17 protein-coding genes are annotated in these 19113 nt (G+C 61.3%); 11 read left to right on the top strand and 6 right to left on the bottom strand.

Translation table 11 applies throughout. The annotated features are described in order from the left end of the window. Nucleotides 1-100: 100 nt before the first annotated feature. Entirely contained in the window at nt 101-1423 is a 1323-nt protein-coding gene (locus tag HB676_RS12245) for a phospholipid carrier-dependent glycosyltransferase (protein ID WP_213738053.1), read from the top strand. A 69-nt stretch (nt 1424-1492) separates the two neighbouring features. Here the strand turns inward: HB676_RS12245 and HB676_RS12240 are convergent, their stop codons facing one another. After that, complete coding sequence (locus tag HB676_RS12240; RefSeq protein WP_213738052.1) at nt 1493-2134, bottom strand: OmpA family protein; 642 nt, start codon at nt 2132-2134, stop codon at nt 1493-1495. 234 nt (nt 2135-2368) lie between these two features. Between HB676_RS12240 and HB676_RS12235 the strand changes: the two genes are divergently transcribed. Together HB676_RS12235 and HB676_RS12230 are read left to right on the top strand one after the other, a co-directional pair. Beyond that, on the top strand, nt 2369-3547 hold the full coding sequence (locus tag HB676_RS12235) for a winged helix DNA-binding domain-containing protein (protein WP_213738051.1): 1179 nt from the start codon (nt 2369-2371) through the stop codon (nt 3545-3547). Nucleotides 3548-3610: 63 nt separating this feature from the next. After that, nucleotides 3611-4042, top strand: a complete 432-nt coding sequence (locus HB676_RS12230) for a hypothetical protein (RefSeq protein ID WP_213738050.1) — start codon at nt 3611-3613, stop codon at nt 4040-4042. Nucleotides 4043-4046: 4 nt separating this feature from the next. On the opposite strand, the gene HB676_RS12225 is transcribed toward HB676_RS12230, so the two are convergent. Continuing rightward, nucleotides 4047-4955: a LysR family transcriptional regulator gene (locus tag HB676_RS12225; RefSeq protein WP_213738049.1), complete on the bottom strand. Its 909-nt coding sequence runs from the start codon at nt 4953-4955 to the stop codon at nt 4047-4049. 170 nt (nt 4956-5125) lie between these two features. Between HB676_RS12225 and HB676_RS12220 the strand changes: the two genes are divergently transcribed. From HB676_RS12220 to HB676_RS12210, 3 genes are all read left to right on the top strand, one after another. After that, entirely contained in the window at nt 5126-5872 is a 747-nt protein-coding gene (locus tag HB676_RS12220) for a glucose 1-dehydrogenase (protein ID WP_213738048.1), read from the top strand. A 42-nt stretch (nt 5873-5914) separates the two neighbouring features. Next, entirely contained in the window at nt 5915-6661 is a 747-nt protein-coding gene (locus HB676_RS12215) for an SDR family oxidoreductase (RefSeq protein ID WP_213738047.1), read from the top strand. A 72-nt stretch (nt 6662-6733) separates the two neighbouring features. Further along, nucleotides 6734-7366 (top strand): glutathione S-transferase family protein, encoded by a 633-nt coding sequence (locus tag HB676_RS12210; protein WP_213738046.1) that lies wholly within the window; start codon nt 6734-6736, stop codon nt 7364-7366. Here the strand turns inward: HB676_RS12210 and HB676_RS12205 are convergent. The 4 genes from HB676_RS12205 to HB676_RS12190 are packed head-to-tail and all read right to left on the bottom strand — an operon-like array spanning nt 7340 to nt 11590. Next, nucleotides 7340-7768, bottom strand: a complete 429-nt coding sequence (locus tag HB676_RS12205) for a DUF2809 domain-containing protein (protein ID WP_213738045.1) — start codon at nt 7766-7768, stop codon at nt 7340-7342. The two genes, HB676_RS12210 and HB676_RS12205, sit on opposite strands and share 27 nt — an antisense overlap. Then, nucleotides 7765-9381 (bottom strand): HAMP domain-containing sensor histidine kinase, encoded by a 1617-nt coding sequence (locus HB676_RS12200; protein WP_249780199.1) that lies wholly within the window; start codon nt 9379-9381, stop codon nt 7765-7767. The genes HB676_RS12205 and HB676_RS12200 overlap by 4 nt, the downstream gene beginning before the upstream one ends. Next, complete coding sequence (locus HB676_RS12195; protein ID WP_213738044.1) at nt 9378-10082, bottom strand: response regulator; 705 nt, start codon at nt 10080-10082, stop codon at nt 9378-9380. Before HB676_RS12195 ends, HB676_RS12200 begins: the two co-directional genes overlap by 4 nt. Nucleotides 10083-10087: 5 nt before the next feature. Then, the gene (locus tag HB676_RS12190; protein WP_213738043.1) at nt 10088-11590 is read right to left on the bottom strand and encodes a DUF4173 domain-containing protein; all 1503 of its coding nucleotides are present in this window, start codon (nt 11588-11590) and stop codon (nt 10088-10090) included. A 335-nt stretch (nt 11591-11925) separates the two neighbouring features. Between HB676_RS12190 and HB676_RS12185 the strand changes: the two genes are divergently transcribed. The 5 genes from HB676_RS12185 (at nt 11926) to HB676_RS12165 (ending at nt 19104) form a co-directional block, all read left to right on the top strand. After that, nucleotides 11926-13263 (top strand): MFS transporter, encoded by a 1338-nt coding sequence (locus HB676_RS12185; RefSeq protein ID WP_213738042.1) that lies wholly within the window; start codon nt 11926-11928, stop codon nt 13261-13263. A 115-nt stretch (nt 13264-13378) separates the two neighbouring features. Beyond that, the gene (locus HB676_RS12180; RefSeq protein WP_213738041.1) at nt 13379-14485 is read left to right on the top strand and encodes an efflux RND transporter periplasmic adaptor subunit; all 1107 of its coding nucleotides are present in this window, start codon (nt 13379-13381) and stop codon (nt 14483-14485) included. A gap of 49 nt (nt 14486-14534) precedes the next feature. Next, a complete protein-coding gene (locus HB676_RS12175) occupies nt 14535-17675 on the top strand; it encodes an efflux RND transporter permease subunit (protein ID WP_213738040.1) in 3141 nt (1046 codons plus the stop codon). 33 nt (nt 17676-17708) lie between these two features. Continuing rightward, nucleotides 17709-18320 carry a TetR family transcriptional regulator gene (locus HB676_RS12170; RefSeq protein ID WP_213738039.1) on the top strand — a complete coding sequence of 204 codons (612 nt, stop codon included), beginning with the start codon at nt 17709-17711 and terminating at the stop codon, nt 18318-18320. Between the two features lie 151 nt (nt 18321-18471). After that, on the top strand, nt 18472-19104 hold the full coding sequence (locus HB676_RS12165) for a flavin reductase family protein (RefSeq protein ID WP_346347322.1): 633 nt from the start codon (nt 18472-18474) through the stop codon (nt 19102-19104). Nucleotides 19105-19113 lie beyond the last annotated feature (9 nt).

The raw sequence follows: 19113 nt of genomic DNA, 5'->3' as shown, positions 1-19113 counted from the left end.
ATCACAAGCGACAAGTTGCAGCCCCGATGGTTAGTGATGGCGAAACGGAAATGCGTTCAATGCGATGGACTTAAATAATCGGCCCGCCCACACTCCATCGATGCAACGCCGTCAATCCGCGACTATTGTGCGCAAATCACCTTCCGTTCCCGCTGTTTCAATCACATCGAGCGCCGTCACTGCCGTGGTCCTGTTCCTCGCAGCGCATTTGGCGCTTCTGCTGGGCGTGACGACGCCGGATAAATTCTACTTCGATGAAGTGCATTATGTGCCGGCGGCACGGCAGATGCTGGAGCCCGCGCCTTCGGCGCCTCAGCTCAATCCCATGCATCCGCCGCTAGCAAAGCAACTGATCGCCCTTTCGATCCTGGGCTTTGGCGATACGCCGCTGGGCTGGCGCTATCCGGGCGTGTTGTTCGGAGCGTTGGCGGTCGTGGCGATGTATCTCTGCGGCCTCGCACTGTTTGCCGCGCAGGGGCCGGCGGTGGCGTCCGCGCTGCTGGCCTTCTTCAACCAGATGGTCTTCGTGCAATCGCGGATCGCGATGCTGGATATTTTTGCGCTGGCCTTTGGCCTGTTCGCGGTCGCATCGTTCCTGCACGGATTCCGCAAGCCGCGACCGCAGCTCTGGTTCGCCCTGACCGGAATGGCGTGCGGCCTTGCGGCCGCGTGTAAATGGAGCGGATTGTTCGTGCTCGCGACCTGCATCGTCATTGTCGCCGTGATCCGCCTGATGCAGGGATGGCAAACACAATTTACGGATGGCAATGAAGACGACTGGTACCGGCCGGAGATGTGGCCCGATTTCAGAACCAAGCACTTCATCGCGTGCTTCGTTCTCATTCCGGTTGTTGTTTATTTTGCGCCTTTTGTGGTCCTTCACGGCTGGTCGCTGGCCGACCTCGTGGAAGCGCAGCGCCGGATTTTTGGCGACAACACCACGACCGCGATCGCCGGCCACACCTATATGAGCGCGTGGCCGTCCTGGCCGTTTCTGGTGCGGCCGGTGTGGTTTCTGTTCGACAAGATCGACGAGGACCGGATCGCCGCGATTGTCCTGCTCGGCAATCCCCTGGTGCTGTGGCCGGCGTTGCCGGCGCTTGCAGTTTGTTTGCGCGACTGGATCGTAACGCGCCGCGGGGAGGCGTTTTTGATCCTGTCGTTTTATGCGGGGCCTTATCTGGCCTGGGCGCTGCTGCCGCGCACACTCGGATTTCTGTATTATTATCTGCCGGCGGCGACATTCGCGAGTCTCGCGCTGGTGTATGTGCTGCGGCGTGGCAACAGCCCGCGCTGGTTGTTATGGGCGTTCGTCGCGGTCGCAGGCGCCGGTTTTGCAGCCATGCTGCCGATCTCGGCGGCGTTCGTGGGAACGTCGATGGCGACCTTCAACCGGCTGATGCTTTTCCAGAACTGGATTTGAACGGCGTGCATCCGCCTGCCGCGAGGGACAGGCGGATGCGAGCGTGGTGTTACTTCGACGCGGTCGTCGTTATCGTGACGCGGTCTTGGTGTCCATGTTGACGACCTGAACGCGGCGGTTGATCGGGTCCATCGGCGCATTCGGATCCTTTGGCTTGTCCTTGCCGTAACCGACGGTGACAAGATCGGTGCCGTTGATGCCGTATTTGTCGACCAGGAAGCGCTTGATCGTATCGGCGCGGCGTTCGGACAGATCCTGGTTATAGGCTTCGCTGCCGATCGCATCGGTATGACCGGCGACAACGAAGGTCGAACCCTTGAGGCTCGCATTCGAGAGCGCCTTGCCGAGTTCTTCGGCGGCCGGCATCGAGGCCTTCCTGATCTGGGCCGAGTTGTAATCGAACTGGATATCGAGATCGATGTTCGGCTTGGTCGATGCGATCTGAGCGACTTCCTCGCGCTCGCCGAGCGAAAGCGAGCGGGTCTTGCGGTTGCGCAAGGTCTGAATGAAGCTGGCTTCCTTGTCCTTGACCGCGGGATCGACCTGCGGTCCGGCGGAGAGACCGCGCGTCACGGGCTTCGGCTGCAGCGCATTCACGATCTGATCGGCGGAGACATTATTGTCGCCGGCGATGGCAAGACCCGCCGTCATCGACAGCGCGGCCGTAAGCGTGATCGCCGTTAAACCGGAAAGTCTGAGCAGGCTGGTCATTGTCGCATCCTCATTGCTACGTCTGATGACGTTTGGATGCCCGGACCGTAGGGCAGGTTCGATGCGGCGAATGTGACAAAGGTCACATTGGCCAATAAGGCCCGGCGCGGCGCCTGAAAAGTTAAAAAATTTCAGTCGCTTCCGTATCTTTTTGTTCTGAATCCAAGGCACATTAAATTTAGGACATCGTTCCTTTCGACGCGACGTCGGCGAATCCGGTATCCTTTCCGCGTCATGCCCTCCACCGATAAATCCATTGCCATCACGAAAGCCCAAGCCCGGCACATCTGGCTGCGCGCCCAGCGGCTCGATGTCTCAACACCGTTCGGCGAGGGTGCAGCCGCGACCGCCGCGGCGGTCGAGCATCTCGGCTATGTGCAGATCGACACCATCAATGTCATCGAGCGCTCCCACCATCATATTCTGTGGACCCGCATCCCCGAATATCGGCGCGCCGATCTGCGTCAGGCGCAAAGTGTCGACAAGAGCGTATTCGAATACTGGACCCATGCGCTGTCCTACGTGCCGGCCAGGGATTTGCGCTTCTTTCTTCCCGCCATGAAGCGCCACCGGCGCGAGGGCCACAAGTGGCTCCCGGAGGTCAAGCCTGCGGAGTTGCGCAAGGTAATGCGGCTCATCAGAGAGGGCGGCGCACTGACCATCCGCGATATCGACGATGACGTACTGGTCGACAAATCGCATCCATGGGCCAGCCGCAAGCCCTCGAAGCGGGCGCTGCAACTGGCGTTCTATGAAGGCCAGCTCACGATCTCCGAGCGCAACGGCATGCTCAAGACCTATGAATTGATGGGGCGGCATTTCGGCTGGGACACGCCGTCAAATCAACCGCCGAAGCCGGCTTCGGCGCGGGACGTCCTCGTCTATCTGCTCAATCGTGCGCTGCGTTCCCAAGGCCTCGTCAGCCTGGATTCGATCTGTCATCTCGATGCGCCGCGCAAGGCCGAAATTCGCCGCCTGATCGAGTCGAGAGTTCGCCGCAAGGAGCTTGTGCCCATCGCGCTTGAGGGCGCGGGCAAGCAGGAGCATTGGGCTTCGCCCGCTACGCTGGAGCATGCCGGCGGCGAGGCTTTGGGGCTCATTCACATCCTCTCACCGTTCGATCCGCTGATGATCCAGCGCAAGCGGTCGCATCTGTTCTTCGATTACGAACATCGTTTCGAGGCCTATGTGCCAAAGGAAAAACGGCGCTTCGGCTACTTCGCGCTGCCGGTTCTGGTCGGCGACAGCATCGTCGCCGCGCTCGATATCAAGACCGATCGCCAGCGCCGGAAATTGCTGATGCAGAAATGGAGCTGGGTCGGCGATGGCGCGCCGAAGGGCGGCCGCAAGGAATTGAAACGCCGCATTGAGGACGAACTGCACCGCTTCGAGCGGTTTCAACTGGCGGAGTGACGGGAACCAGCGGCCTCTCCACCGGTTAGCCTTCAACGGATAACCTATCCTCTGGAGGGCGTTATGGGCACCGACAAATCTATCCTGGAAAAGCTGACCGACACGGTCAAGGACATTGCGACGCTTGCCAGCGATGCGGCCAGTCACGCGTTGAAGACCGAGACGCCCCGGCGCAAGACGGATGAAGAGGTGGCGATGTATATGCCGCTGGCTGCCGACGGCCTGGTTTCGGATCCCATGATGGCGCCACCGATCGCGATTGCGCCGGCGAAGAAACGGGCCACCGCGAAGCGGGCTTCAAAGAGCGCCGGTAAGAAGACCGCAGGAAAGTCAGCAGCCAAGGCACCGAAGAAGCCGGCGGCGAAGGCCAGGAAGAAATCTGCCGCCAAGAAGTCGAAACCGGCCAGCAAAAAGACCGCCAAAAAGGCTGCCAAGAAAACGGTCAAGAAAGCGGCGAAGAAGAGTGCAAGGAAAGCCCGCAAGAGAAAGCGCTGACAATTCACCGCGCGTCGTTTCGCGCCACCCGAAACTTCAGCGCATCCACTTTCGTTAGAAGAAATTTCAATAGCGGCGAGGTGTTGGCCTCGTTATAGCCGACGACAAGATCGACCATCGGCGGCGCGCCCTGGATCGGCCGGCTGACGACGGTCTTGGGCAGCAGATTTTGCGCATAGAGCGGCAACAGGCTGACGCCGCCGGTGGACGCCACCAGCGAAATCGCCATTGCGATATTTTCGGCCTGATGCTTTGGCTTCAGCGTAATGCCGGTTCGTTTGGCGTATTCGTCGATCGCTGCACGCAGTGTCGGCGCCCGGGTCGCGGATGTGCCGATGAAAATCTCGTCCGCGATGTCCTGTGGCCGAATCGAACTGCGCGCAGCCAGCGCGTGATCGTGCGGCATCAGCACGATCAGCGGGTCTTTTCGCAGCAACCTGAATTTCAAACCGGGCGCCTGTTTCTCCGGGCGCAAAAAGGCCAGATCGATTTTACCGCGCATGAGGCCGGCGGCGAGATCGGGCGAGTCCTGGCTATGGATAACGACCTCGGTCGAGGGCAGCTCGGCGTGAAGGATTTCCATGATGGCCGGCAGCCAGTCCATCTCGTAGCCGGTCAGAAATCCGATCGCGAACGAAGTCCGTGGCGGTTGTGCAGCGCGCCGCGCGGCCTCGCCGGCAGCTTCGACCTGCAGCAACGCTATCCGGGCATGATCGAGGAACACGCGACCGGCCGCGGTCAGTTCGATGCCACGCGGCCCGCGGTTCAAGAGCTGTGCACCGATTTCCAGCTCCAGATCGTGAATCTGCCGGCTCAGCGATGGCTGCGCGGTATGCAGCCGCTTTTGCGCGGCAACGGTCAGGCTGCCTTCTTCCGCCACGGCGACGAAATAACGAAGATGCCGGAGCTCCATAGCCATACTCCATAAGTATGGCTCGATCTTACAAAGTCTTTCTCCACGACGCCAGCGCGATCTAGATATTCAAACACGAAAGCAAAATTCTTCGGCCGGGCGTCACATCCGCTCAGGATCGAAGCTTCCGGCAAGGCCCAAAAGGCATATCGAGCCAAAGGAGAACTCACATGACCCGTCCCGTTGTCCTCATCACCGGCGCGCTGACCGGTATCGGCCGCGCCACCGCACTCGCCTTCGCGAAAGAAGGTGCCGATCTCGTCGTTTCCGGCCGCCGCGACGACGCCGGCCAAAAGCTGGTCAGCGAGCTTCGCGCGCTGGGTGCGCAGGCTGAATTCGTTCGCGCCGACGTTCGCCACGAGACCGACGTGCAAAACCTCGTCGACAGGACCGTCGCGCGCTTCGGCCGTCTTGATGTCGCCGTCAACAATGCCGGCACCGAGGGCACGCCGGGCCCGGTCACCGCGCAGACCGCCGAGAGCTATGCGGCGGTGTTCGACACCAATGTGCTCGGCGTGCTCTTGAGCCTGAAGCATGAACTGCGCGTGATGCAGGCGCAGGGCGCCGGCAGCATCGTCAATCTGTCGTCGACCATGGGCCATCGCGGCGCGCCCGGCGCATCGATCTACACCGCGAGCAAGCACGCCGTTGAAGGCCTGACCAAGTCGGCCGCACTGGAAGCGGCAGCGTTTGGCGTACGCGTCAACGCGATTGCGCCGGGCCCGGTCGAGACCGCGATGCTGGATCGCTTCGCGGGTTCTCCCGACCGCAAGGCCGGACTTGCCGCCGGGGTGCCGCTGAAGCGCACCGGCCGGCCCGAAGAGATCGCCGACGCGATCGTGTTCGCGGCTTCCGGCCAGGCGTCGTTCATCACCGGCCAGATCATCGCCGTCAACGGCGGCAAGACGGCCTCGTAATTCGCATCCATCAATCCAAAGAATCCTGAAAGGACCATTGCCATGACCAACCTCACCAACAAGACCGCACTCGTCACCGGCGCCTCGCGTGGCATCGGCCGCGCGACTGCCCGCGCGCTGGCCGCCGCCGGCGCCCGCGTCATCGTTCACTATGGCAATGCCGCCGCCGAAGCTGAATCGCTGGTCGCCGAAATCCGCGGCTCCGGCGGCAAGGCGGACGCGGTGAGCGTCGATCTCACCGCATCCGACGGCGCGCACAAGCTCGCCAAGGAAGTGCGCACGTTGATCGGTGATCGGCTGGATATTTTAGTGGCCAATGCCGGCGTCGCCTCGTCGGCGTCGATCGAGGACCAGACGGTTGCAGAATTCGACCGCATGTTCGCGGTCAATGTCCGCGCGCCGTTCTTCCTGGTGCAGCAATTGCTGCCGGTGCTCGGTGAAGGTTCCAGCGTGGTGCTGCTGTCGTCGCTGGCGGCGCGCGCATCGGTCGGCGTATTGCCGGCCTATGCCGCCACCAAAGGCGCGATCGATACGCTGGTGAAGCATTTCGGCGCCCTACTCGGGCCGCGCGGCATTCGCGTCAATGCCGTGGCGCCGGGTGTGATCGATACGGACATGTCGAGCTTCGCGCGATCCGACGAGGGCCGCAATTTCACTTTGAGCATCCAGGCGCTGCAGCGTATCGGGCATGCCGACGATGTCGCCGACGTCATCGCCTTCCTCGCCTCGGATGCTTCGCGCTGGGTGACCGGCGACACCGTCCAGGTCGGCGGCGGATCCAAGATCTGAGTAATGAGAGCGGCCGGCGGCCGCCAACGCGCCGCCGGTCGCGATCACTTTCACATTTGCACGGAGGTTAACATGAAACTCTATCAATCCAACGCTTCGCCGAACTCGCGCCGAGTGAGAATCTTCCTGGCCGAGAAAGGGATTTCGATGCCGCTGGTGCCGGTCGATCTCGGCGCCAAGGAACAATTTTCCGAGGCCTATACCAAGATCAATCCGCGCCGGGTGGTGCCGACGCTGGTGCTGGAGGATTGCACCGTGATCGGCGAAGTGCCGGCGATCCAGCGCTATCTCGAAGAAATCTATCCCGAACCGCCGCTGTTCGGCGCGACGCCGAAGACTAGAGCGCAGGTCGCGATGTGGGACCGGCGCGTCGAGATGGAAGGATTTGCATCTGTCATGGAAGCAGTTCGCAATGCGGTTCCTCGTCTCAAAAGCCGGGCGATCGCGGGGCCGCATGATTACGAGCAGATTCCGGCGCTGGTGGAGCGTAGCCGCAAACGCGTCGAGAATTTCTATGCCGACTTCAATGCCCGGCTCGCTGATGTGCCGTTCATTGCCGGTGATGAATTCTCGGTCGCGGACATTACAGGTCTGGTCACGGTCGATTTCGCGACCAAGGGGGCCGACCTTCCGATCGGGGATGAGCATCCGGCATTGAAGCGCTGGTATGGTTCCGTCTCAGCGCGCGCCAGCATGGCCGCGTAAGCGAGCGGCGAGGGTGTCGACCGCCATGCGATCGAGTCCCACAGCGAAGATAATCCCCACACCATAGGCGAGCATGTTCCATAGCGAGAAGATGCGGCCCAACAACAGCGCGCCCGGCAAGGTCAGCCGGAAGGCATCGAGCCAGGGCGCGTGAATCAGCCGAAACAGTTCCACGCCAATGGCAATCGCGGCTGAGATCAATCCAACGCTCAGCCGTGAGGAATGCGATGCCGCCATCGCGACCAGAAAGAAAACCATCGCCGCCCACAGCAGCGAGCCGCCATATTTCACGACAAAGGCGGATAGCCCGAAGCTGAAGCCGAGCCCGCGCAAAGCGAGGCCGGATACTATGATCAGCAGGCAAAGACCGGCCCGGATGAAGAAGGCAGGAGAGGCGGTCATGCTGTCGGTTCATGGGCCAGCGGGATGGTCATCTCAAACGCCGTTCCCTGTTCGGAATCGAGCAGGCGGATCGCGCCGCCATGGGCATCCAGCATGGCGCGGACGATGGCCAGCCCCATGCCGGTGCCGCCGCTCTCGCGGCGCGTCGTGAAGAAACTGTCGAATATCTGCGTGCGGTTGTTGGGCGAGACGCCCTCGCCATTGTCGCTAACTTTTACGTGCAGCAGATGGCCCTGCTGCGTGGCCGACAGATCGAGCGTCGAACTGCGATGGCGCACGGCGTTGTCGGCGAGGTTGGAGAGAATGATGGCGGCGTTTTCCTCGGAGATACGCATCGGCGTATCGAGTTCGCCACTGGCGCGAATATCAAGCGCAGGAAATGCCGAGCGCAAGCCCGTGATCGAGGCCGACAGTTTGGTGGCGCCAAGCGCGACAGGATTTTCCGCGCGGGCGAAATCGCGCAGGCGGCCGGAGATCTTCGCCAATCGGTCGGTGTCGGCGATGATATTGTCGAGAAACTTGCGCCGGTCCTCGTCGTCCATGGCGGGCGCATCGACGTCGTCGCGTAACAATTCGGCGGCGCCCTGAATCGACGTCAGCGGCGATTTCAACTCGTGCGACACATGGGTCGCGAAAGTCGAGATGAAGCTCGATCGCGTGTTCAGCCGCTTCGCCATGCCGAGAAAACTTTGCGACAGCCGGGCGAATTCGCTGGTGCCGTGGCGCTTGAGCGGCCGCAACGCATCGCGGTCGCCCTTGCCGATCAAATCGGTGCGTTCCACCAATTCCCGCATCGGTTCGGTAATGGTGCGATGGAAAAGGAATCCGATCAGCAGCGTCGGCACGATCATGCAGAAGATTGCGGGCAAGAGTTTGCCGCGCAGCTCATACAGATATTTGAAGACGTTGCTTGGCGTGCGCGATGCATAGATGACACCGGCGACCTGACCGCGGGCGATTACCGGCATCGCGGTAAAGACACGCATACCGGTGCCCCGGCTCATGGAATAAAGCGAGGGTTGGTCATGCTTGGAGATGCGCACGCGCAGCGCGCCTGCGAAATGTCCCTGCAGCGCTTCGGCGACCTCCTGCAGATGGGCGAGCGACAGTCCGACTTCTTCGCGGCCGGCAATGATAACGCCGTGGGGATCCAGCAGCCGGAATCCCGCCAGCGTCACATTCTGCGTGGCGATCAGATCCGGCATCATGCGCGCCCCGAGCGCGACAAAGGCGGGATCGGCAGGGGTGGAGGGCGCGCGGGCTTCCGGCCTCGGCGGCAGCACGCTCTCATTGACCAGTTCCAGCGTCGGCCAGATCGGCTGATAGGGCACGTCAGACGGTTTTGGCGCGGCCGGTGGAATCACAGTTCCGAGTGCGACGTCTGTTGGAATGCTGGTTTCGACTTCGCGATGGAAAACCGCGCTGAGCGCGGCACTCTGCGCGATCAGTTCGGCCTCGGTCTGCTGGATCAGCTGGTTCTGGTAGACCTTGAGGAAATAGAGGCTGAACAGCGGAAGCGACAGCACGCTGGCCAGCACAAGAAAAACCACAAGGCTGAGACTCGGCCGCCATTTTTGCCGCAGGCCGGATGATGCTCTAACGGTGTCGGTCAACGCGTGGCCTCGCAACGGCCCAGTTTGAAGCCGACGCCGTGCACGGTCTCGATCACGGATTCGCAACCGGCCGCCGCCATCTTGGCGCGGATGTTGCGGACATGGCTGTCGATGGTGCGGTCTGCGACATGGATATTGCCGGCATAGGCGGCATCGAGAATCAAATCGCGCGTGAACACAAAGCCCGGCCGCGCCATCAGCGTTCGCAGGATGTCGAATTCGAGCGCCGTCAACGAAACCGGGGCGCCCTGGAAGACGGCGGAGCGCGCGCCGGGATCGATCACCAGCGCGCCATGGCTGGTAGCGCTGGTTGCGCCCGGCGCGGATGCCGACGTATTTCGCGTTCGCCGCAGGATCGCATTGACCCGCGCGACGAGTTCGCGCGGGCTGAACGGTTTCGTCACATAGTCATCGCCGCCGATCTCCAGCCCGAGAATGCGATCGATCTCTTCGTCACGGGCCGACAGGAACAGGATCGGGGTATCCGAGGTCTTTCGGATCTGGCGGCAGACTTCGAGGCCATCCATTTCGGGCATGCCGATGTCGAGTACGACGAGTTCGTGGATCTTCTGGTCGAACTGGCGCAGCGCATCCTTGCCGTCCTGCGCGGTGGAAATCACCATGCCGGTTTTCTCGAACGCAAAACGCACGACGTCACGGATATGCGGGTCATCATCGACGACGAGAATGGAATGAGCCACGTTCGCTAGCCTTTGTTGCCGTTCGAAAGAGCAGGCGGTGTGTCGGGAGTGTTAGCCAAATATCGCCGCAGGCGCCATGCCCGGAAACTCCAGGCCCGCCAGTTTTCCGGACGTGAGAGGGCCTCCCGGGCGTCTGGAAACTGCCGGTCCATCGCGCTCAGAAGTGCGGGGACTTCCGCTCTATGAGACTCGAGGACAAGCCGCGCTTGCGGGCCGAGAAACCCAAGATATTGCACATCGAGATTGGGCCCCTTTCCGCCGAGCTCGCGGCAATGTTCGACATTATAGGTCGCCACCAGCCAGGGCGCATTGATGAAGCAGCATGCGTACAGGACCAGCGCCAGTGTCGCGGCGTTGGCGGACAGCAGCCAGGAGTTGGATTTGCGCAGGACGATCTGGATCAGGATCAGGATCAATCCAGCGGCCACCAGTCCCATCCAGATGAAAGCCGCCAGCCGCAGATAAGTGAGCGAGTAGACGCCGACATACAGATCGAGCCGAAGAATGGACGAGATCACGAGTAGGATATTTTGTCCGGTCCAGGCCAGAACCAGCGGGCGAATCAGCCGCGATTGCTGCGCCGGCCCGTTCGGGCGCATCGCGATCAGGACAAAGCCGGCGGCGAGCAGCGCGGTGATGATCAGCGGATAGGCGCCGCGATGGGCATATTCGGCGAGGGTCATACCATCAGGCAGGTTCGCGCCGCCCCACAGATAGGTCAGATCCAATCCGCTCTGCAGCGCGAACAGCGCATTGAACAGGACCAGCGAGCGTACCGTTGCACTCGCACTAAGAATAAAGTCCAGGGTTGATGGCTTGTCGTTATCGGCGACGACCTCGGCTTGCGGAATTGCCCTTGGGTTGCTGCGCCGGAAAATCAAAGGCCAGATCACGCCCGCCAACAAAACCCAAAATACCATCCGCCAAGGGTTGAGCAGATTAAGGGCGGCATGCAGGTCGATCTGCAATAGCCCATGTTCGATCAAAGGATTTGCGGACGCGAATAGCCAGACAAAGAGGGCGGAAATGCTGAGCGGGATAATCCAGGCGATCAAGGCAGCGGGCTTGAGCCACGCGTAGTCCTGCTTTTGCATTTGCCAGATCAAATCGGACACAAATTGAAAGGGACCTCGAAAAGGCGTAGTCACGACCTCAAGCAGATGTCGCTGCCATCGCGCGGATTGTTGCGCGGTGATCACCATAACGAAGAACCCGGTGCCAAGCGCGCCGAAGATCGCAGACAAGATGTTGACGTCTTCAATCAGCGCGATGAGAACAGCGGTAAAGACCACGCTCATCGCAATCTGAATGCGACGTGGCGCATAAGCAGGGTTGCGGGCAACCGCCACAACGCCGAGCACGAGAAAAAACAACGGCAGCGAAATCCCAATCGTCCATCCGTAAAACAAAAAATCAGCCAGTGCGACGCAGCCAGCAGCAGATATCAGCGGTATTAGCAATAAACGGGCGCGCGCGATTTCAATATCGGCCGTGGTCGCGATCGACATGGTTTTTCCTTGTTACTTTGTCGGTGGAACGAGGGTGAGGTAACTGACCTTTGGTATGGGCTTCGGCGCGCGGGACTTTGGAAATGCGATGACGCTGGCTCGCGCAGGCGGCGTCTCCAGCCACCAGCCGTCGTTCACGAGCCGGCGGGGCAGTTGCGGTCGCCGAATGGGGAGGGAGATGATCTTTGCCATGGCCTGATGATGCCGGGCCGGTTGGCAGGCCGTTTGTCCGATAAGCTCAGGATTTGCGTATTTTCGTGCAGATTTTGCGCAGACGATGCTAGAACGTGGGCAAGTCGCGAGTAACAAAAGCAAAACTCCGGGGGGAGAAACGCATGAGCCAGTCCGCCACCCTATTTGCCGCGCCCGGCGCGAAGAGCGAAATCGAGACATCCACCATCCGCGCGATCTCCTGGCGGCTCATTCCATTCCTGGTGCTGGCGTATTTCTTTTCCTTTCTCGACCGGGTCAATCTCGGCTTCGCCGCGCTGACCATGAACGCGGAACTGAAGTTCTCGCCGACGGTGTTTGCCTGGGGCGCCGGCATCTTCTTCATCGGCTATTTCCTGTTCGAGGTGCCGAGCAACCTCGCGCTGGAAAAATTCGGCGCCAGCCGCTGGATCGCGCGCATCATGGTGAGCTGGGGGATCATCTCGGCGCTGATGTCGCTGGTATCGGGGACCTGGAGCTTTTACGGGCTGCGCTTTCTGCTTGGTGTCGCCGAAGCCGGATTTTTTCCCGGCATCATTCTGTATCTGACCTATTGGTATCCGGCAGAGTATCGCGCGCGCTTTCTGGCGGCGTTTGCAATCGCGGTGCCGATCTCGACCGTGTTCGGCGCGCCGCTCTCCGGGCTGTTGCTGGGCCTCGACGGCGCGATGGGGCTGAAGGGCTGGCAATGGCTGTTCATCATCGAGGGCATTCCCTCGGTGATCCTGGGTATCGTCACGTGGTTCTATCTCACCGATCGGCCCGCCAAGGCCGACTGGCTTTCAGCCGAGCAAAAGGCGTGGCTGTCCAAAAAGCTTGAGGGCGAAACCGCGGCCAAGCAGGCCGCGCAGCATCTCACGCTGGGCCAAGCCCTTTCCTCGCCAAAAGTGCTGACACTGAGCCTGATCTATTTCGGATTTGTCAGCGCCCTTTACGGCATGCAGTTCTGGCTGCCGCAGATCGTCAAGGCGTTCGGCTTTTCCAACGCGCAGACCGGCTTCGTCACCGCAGTACCTTACGTGTTCGGAACGATTGCGATGATCCTGTGGGCGCGGCATTCGGATGCGACGCGCGAGCGCGTGATGCATGTCGGCGCGCCGTTGCTGCTGACTGCGATATCGCTCGCCGTCTGCGGTTACATGGACAGTCCGGGCGTCACGATGGTCGCGCTGGTGGTCGCGGCGATCGGCGTGTTCTGCACTTTCGGGGTGTTCTGGACGCTGCCGACCGCGTGGCTCTCCGGCACGGCGGCGGCTGGGGCGATCGCGCTGATCAATTCGATCGGCAACCTCGCCGGCTTCGGCGGTCCCTATCTGATCGGTTGGGTCAAGGAAGCAACCGGAAGCACCTCGACCGGGCTATTGGTGCTTTCGGTACTGCCGCTGATCGGCGGCCTGCTGGCTTTTCTCGGCGGTCACGAGACCAAGGCGGAATTCGCAAGCGTGGGGGAGGCGAGGCGATAGCGGCGCAGACGGGCGCGACTGGGCAACCCTCACGAAATCATGATCACTGACGAATGTTGACATTCGTCAGTGAATAATCAACACTCTTCATCAGCCTTAGCCGATGGAGAGAAAGATGTTCGCCCGTTCCATTTTCTCAAGTTATTACAGGCTATTAACCGGCGCATTGCTGGCAGCTACAGCCATTACCTTGGCCGGCTGCAATGACAAGGTCGCCGAGAAGACCGTCCCCGCGCGGCCAGTTCTGGTCGCCACGGTGCATTATGAGCAGGAATCGCCGGAGCGCAGTTTTGTCGGCACCATCCGTCCCCGGATCGAAACCGACATGGGTTTTCGGGTCCCCGGCAAGATCGCAAAGCGCCTGGTTGAAGTCGGCGATACCGTCGATGTCGGCCAGCCGCTGGCAACGCTCGATGAAATCGATCTGAGGCTGCAGGCCGAACAGGCCGAAGCCGAATTCCGCGCCGCGACCGGCGTGCTGGCGCAGGCCGCTGCCGCCGAGCAGCGCGCCAAGGATTTGCGCGCAAAAGGCTGGGCCACCGATGCGCAGCTGGATCAGGCCAAGGCCGCCGCCGATGAAGCGCGGGCGCGCCTCAATCGCGGCGAGCGCTCGGTCGAACTCACCAAAAACTCCCTCTCTTATGCAACGCTGGTGGCCGACACCCGCGGTGTCGTGACCGCGACCCTGGTCGACGCCGGGCAGGTGGTGGCGTCCGGGCAGACCGCCATTCGCGTCGCGCGCTTTGCCGAAAAGGAAGCCGTGGTCGCGATCCCCGAGACGCTTCTGAGCCGCGCCAAGGAAGGCACGGCGACCGTGACGCTGTGGTCCGAACCCGACAAGAAATACGTGGCCAAACTGCGCGAGGTCGCGCCGCAGGCCGATGCCGCGACACGGACGTATCTCGCCAAGTTCTCGCTGCCTGAAGCCGATGACAAGGTCTCGCTCGGCATGACCGCAACGCTGACGCTGGCCGATCCCCTGACCGAACGCGTGGCGCGGTTGCCGCTGTCGGCATTGTACAGCCAGGGCGGCGATCCCTCGCTCTATACCGTCGATGCAAAGGGCGAAGTCGCGCTGAAGCCGGTGCTGGTGAAGTCCTACGGCAGCAATGACGTCGTCATTACCGGCGGCGTGGATGACGGCTCGAAGGTTGTCGTGCTGGGCGTGCAGAAACTCGATCCGGCCCAGAAGGTCCGGGTTGTCTCGTCACTGTCATTTTAGGTTTTGGTCGTTTTAAGTTTTTAATCTGGATCAATCCGGGGAGCGCGCGATGAAGCGGTTCAATCTTTCGGGCTGGGCGGTGAGCCATCCCGCACTCATTCTGTTCCTGATCGTGGCGCTCGGTGTCGCTGGCTTCTTCTCCTATCGGGGGCTAGGGCGCGCGGAGGATCCGTTCTTTACGGTGAAGGTGGTGAACGTCTCGGCGATCTGGCCGGGCGCAACCTCGGCGGAAATGCAGACGCAAGTAGCCGATCCGATCGAGAAGAAACTGCAGGAGTTGCCGTATTTCGACAAGGTGGAGACCTATTCGAAGCCGTCATTCACGGCGATGCAGGTCTCGTTCAAGGATTCGACGCCGCCCAAGGATGTACCGTATCTGTTTTATCTGCTGCGCAAGAAGCTGGCCGACGTACAGGGCCAGTTGCCAGCCGGCCTGCTCGGCCCCGTCGTCAACGACGAATTCAGCGACGTCGATTCCATCCTTTATATGATGACCAGCGACGGCGCCGACTACGCGCAGTTGAAGAAAGCCGCCGAAGGCATGCGCCAGCGGCTGTTGAAGGTGCCGGGTGTCACCAAGGTCGATATGTATGGCACCCAGGACGAGAAGATATTCGTCGAATTCTCCCATGCCAAGCTGGCGACGCTGGGGATCACGCCGCAGGCGTTGTTCGATTCGCTGGCCAAGCAAAACAATGTCGTGCCGGCGGGCACGGTAGAAACCTCTTCGCAACGCGTGCCGTTGCGCGTCACCGGTGCGCTCGATGGCGTCAAGGCGGTGGCGGAAACCCCGGTCGAGAGCAATGGCCGCGTGTTTCGCTTAGGGGATATCGCGACCGTCACGCATGGCTTCGTTGATCCGCCGAGCTTCGTGGTGCGTCAGGAAGGCAAGCCCGCGATCGGCATCGGCGTGGTCACGGCCAAGGGCGCCAATATCCTCGAGCTCGGCAAGGATGTCGCCGATGCCACCGCCGAATTCATGAGGGCGGTGCCGCAGGGCATCAATGTTGACCGCATTGCCGACCAGCCGGAAGTGGTCGAGCACGCCGTCAGCGAATTCGTGCATTCGTTCATCGAAGCGCTGGCGATCGTCTTGTTTGTCAGCTTCCTCGCGCTGGGCTGGCGCACGGGCATTGTGGTGGCGCTGTCGGTACCGCTGGTGCTGGCGATCGTCTTTATCGTCATGAACGCGATGTCGCTCGACCTGCATCGAATCACGCTCGGCGCGTTGATCATCGCGCTCGGTCTTCTGGTCGATGACGCCATCATCGCGGTCGAGATGATGGTGGTGAAGATGGAGCAGGGCTGGGATCGCGTCCGCGCGGCGTCCTTTGCCTGGGAATCCACGGCGTTTCCGATGCTGACGGGTACGCTGGTGACTGCGGCCGGATTCCTGCCGATTGGATTCGCCAATTCCGCGGTCGGTGAATATGCCGGCGGCATTTTCTGGATCGTTGCGATCGCGCTGGTCGCGTCCTGGTTCGTCGCGGTGATCTTCACGCCCTATATCGGCGTCAAGCTGCTGCCGAATATCACGGTCAGCCACAACCACGATCCGCATGCAGTCTACGAGACTCGCATGTATCGCGTTCTGCGCAGCATGATTCAGTGGTGCGTCAACCACCGGATCAAGGTGGTGCTGGCGACGGCCGGGATATTCGTGCTCTCGATCGTGGGCTTCGGCCATGTGCAGCAGCAGTTCTTCCCGCTGTCGGAGCGGCCCGAACTGTTCCTGCAGTTGCGGCTGCCGGAAGGGACGGCGTTTGGCGTCACCGAGCAGTCCGTGAAAAAGGCCGAGGCGCTGCTGAAAGACGACAGGGATATCGCGACCTACACCGCCTATGTCGGTCAGGGCTCGCCACGCTTCTGGTTGGGGCTCAATCCGCAACTGCCGAACGAGGCATTTGCCGAAATCGTGATCGTCGCCAAGAATGTCGAGGCGCGCGAGCGGATCAAGGCGCGGCTGGAACGATCGGTCGAGAACGGCACGCTGACCGAAGCACGGGTGCGGGTCGATCGCTTTAACTTCGGACCGCCAGTCGGCTTCCCCGTGCAATTCCGCGTGATCGGCCCGGACCCCCAGACCGTCCGCGATATCGCCTACCGGGTGCGCGACGTGGTCAAGCAGAACGAGAACATCAGGGATCCGCAGCTCAACTGGAACGAACAGTCGCCCTATCTGAAGCTGGTGGTGGATCAGGACCGCGCACGTGCGCTCGGCCTGACCCCGCAGGATGTTTCGCAGGCGCTGGGCATGCTGATCTCGGGCGTGCCGGTCACGACCGTGCGCGACGGTATCGAGAAGGTTGATGTGGTCGCGCGCGCGGTGCCGTCCGAGCGGCTCGATCTCAGCCATGTCGGCGATCTCACCGTCACCTCACGCAATGGCGTCGCGGTGCCGCTATTGCAGATCGCCAAGATCGAATACGACCATGAGGAACCGATCCTGTGGCGGCGTAACCGCGACATGGCGATCACCGTGCGCGGTGACGTGGCCGATGGCGTGCAGGCGCCTGACGTGACCAACCAGATCTGGCCCAAGCTGCAGGAAATCCGCGACAGCCTGGAACCGGCCTACCGGATCGAGGCCGGCGGAGCGTTCGAGGAATCTGCCAAGGGCAATGCCTCGATCTTCGTGCTGTTTCCGCTGATGGTGCTGGTGATGCTGACCCTGCTGATGATCCAGTTGCAGAGCTTTTCGCGGCTGATCCTGGTGTTCCTGACCGCTCCTCTCGGAATCGTGGGCGCCTCGCTCGGCCTCAATGTCGCCAACCAGCCCTTTGGCTTCGTGGCGCTGCTTGGGTTGATCGCACTGGCCGGGATGATCATGCGCAACGCGGTGATTCTGGTCGACCAGATCGAAACCGATGTGTCCCACGGCCTGACACGCCGGGAGGCCATCGTCGAGGCCACGGTCCGGCGGGCCCGTCCGGTGGTGCTGACCGCGCTCGCCGCCATCCTGGCGATGATCCCGCTGTCGCGCTCGGCGTTCTGGGGTCCGATGGCGATCACCATCATGGGCGGCTTGTTTGTTGCAACCTTCCTCACTCTGCTATACCTGCCGGGTCTCTACGCCCTCTGGTTCCGCAAGAGCCTCGAGGAAAGCGGCCCGAGCGAGCACCTTGATCCTGCATCGCAACACGGGGATCACGCGCAACCCGCATTTCCGCTTGCTGAGGCAGCGGAATAATTGAAGATTAAGCGCGCTGATTTGAGTACTGCCATGACGCTGGTTTCGGAACATATCGAGCAGGACACCCGGGAACGTATTCTCGAGGTGGCGGAGCGCCTGTTCCGTGAAATCGGCTACCAGAAGACCACCGTCGCCGACATCGCCAAGCTGCTGCGCATGAGCCCGGCCAACGTCTATCGCTTTTTCGATTCGAAAAAGGCGATTCACGAGGGCGTTGCGCGCGTCTTGATGGGTGAGGTGGAGGATGCGGCGCGGACCATCGCGTCGGGACGCGGACCGGTAGCGATCCGCTTGCGGGAGCTTTTGACAACCATCCATCGCATGAATTCCGAGCGCTATGTCGGCGATTCCAAGCTGCACGAGATGGTTGCGATAGCGATGGAAGAGAGCTGGGAAGTCTGCGTCGCCCACATGGAGCACATCACCGAGACCATCGGCACGGTCATTGCCGAGGGCGTGGCTTCGGGCGAGTTCGAGACGGCTGATCTCCCGGTCACGACGATGTGCGCCTGCACGGCGATGATGCGGTTCTTTCATCCGCAGATGATCGCGCAATGTGCCAATAAGCCGGGGCCGTCGCTCGACCAGATGATCGATTTTATCATTGCAGGGCTTGCGCCGCGCGGTCGTTTGGCGAAATAGCGAGAAAGCTGATAGTTTCTCCGTCATTCCGGGGCGATGCGAAGCATCGAGCCCGGAATCTCGAGATTCCGGGTCTGGTCCTTCGGACCATCCCGGAATGACGGAGCGTCTTACCGCTCGCAATGACTGCCAAACTAGAGGAAATACCGACGTGGACGCATCAAGCCCGAAAGATCTGCACTATTACGAGCCGGTCAACGGCCACGGCCTCAAGCACGATCCGTTCAATGCGATCATTGCTCCGCGTCCGATCGGGTGGATCTCGTCGCGCGACTCCAAAGGCAACGTCAATCTCGCGCCTTACAGCTTTTTCAACGGCTTCAATTATATCCCGCCGATCATCGGGTTCTCCTCGACGTCGCTGAAAGACAGCGTTCAGAACATCCAGGAGACCGGCGAGTTCGTCTGGAATCTCGCAACCCGGGATCTGGCGACGCAGATGAACGCCACCGCGGCGCATGTCGCGCGCGATGTCGATGAATTCGGGATCGCCGGCTTGACCGCTGTGCCGGGCAGGCTCGTCAACGTACCCAGGGTCGCGGAAAGCCCGGTCTCGTTTGAATGCAAGTTGACGCAAATCATCCAGTTGCAGAACAAGGACGGCGACAAGGTGCCGGGCTGGCTGACCTTGGGTGAAGTCGTCGCTGTCCACATCGACAAGGCGATGATCAAGGACGGCGTCTACCAAACCGCGCTGGCACGTCCCATCGTGCGTGCCGGGCGTCGCGGTGACTATTTCGAGATCAAGCCCGAGGCGATGTTCGAGATGGCGCGGCCGGATTGAGCCGCACCG

Origin of the sequence: Bradyrhizobium sp. dw_411 (assembly GCF_018449695.1) — a bacterium.
Taxonomy (GTDB): domain Bacteria; phylum Pseudomonadota; class Alphaproteobacteria; order Rhizobiales; family Xanthobacteraceae; genus Bradyrhizobium.
This window is presented reverse-complemented; position numbering and strand designations above follow the sequence as displayed.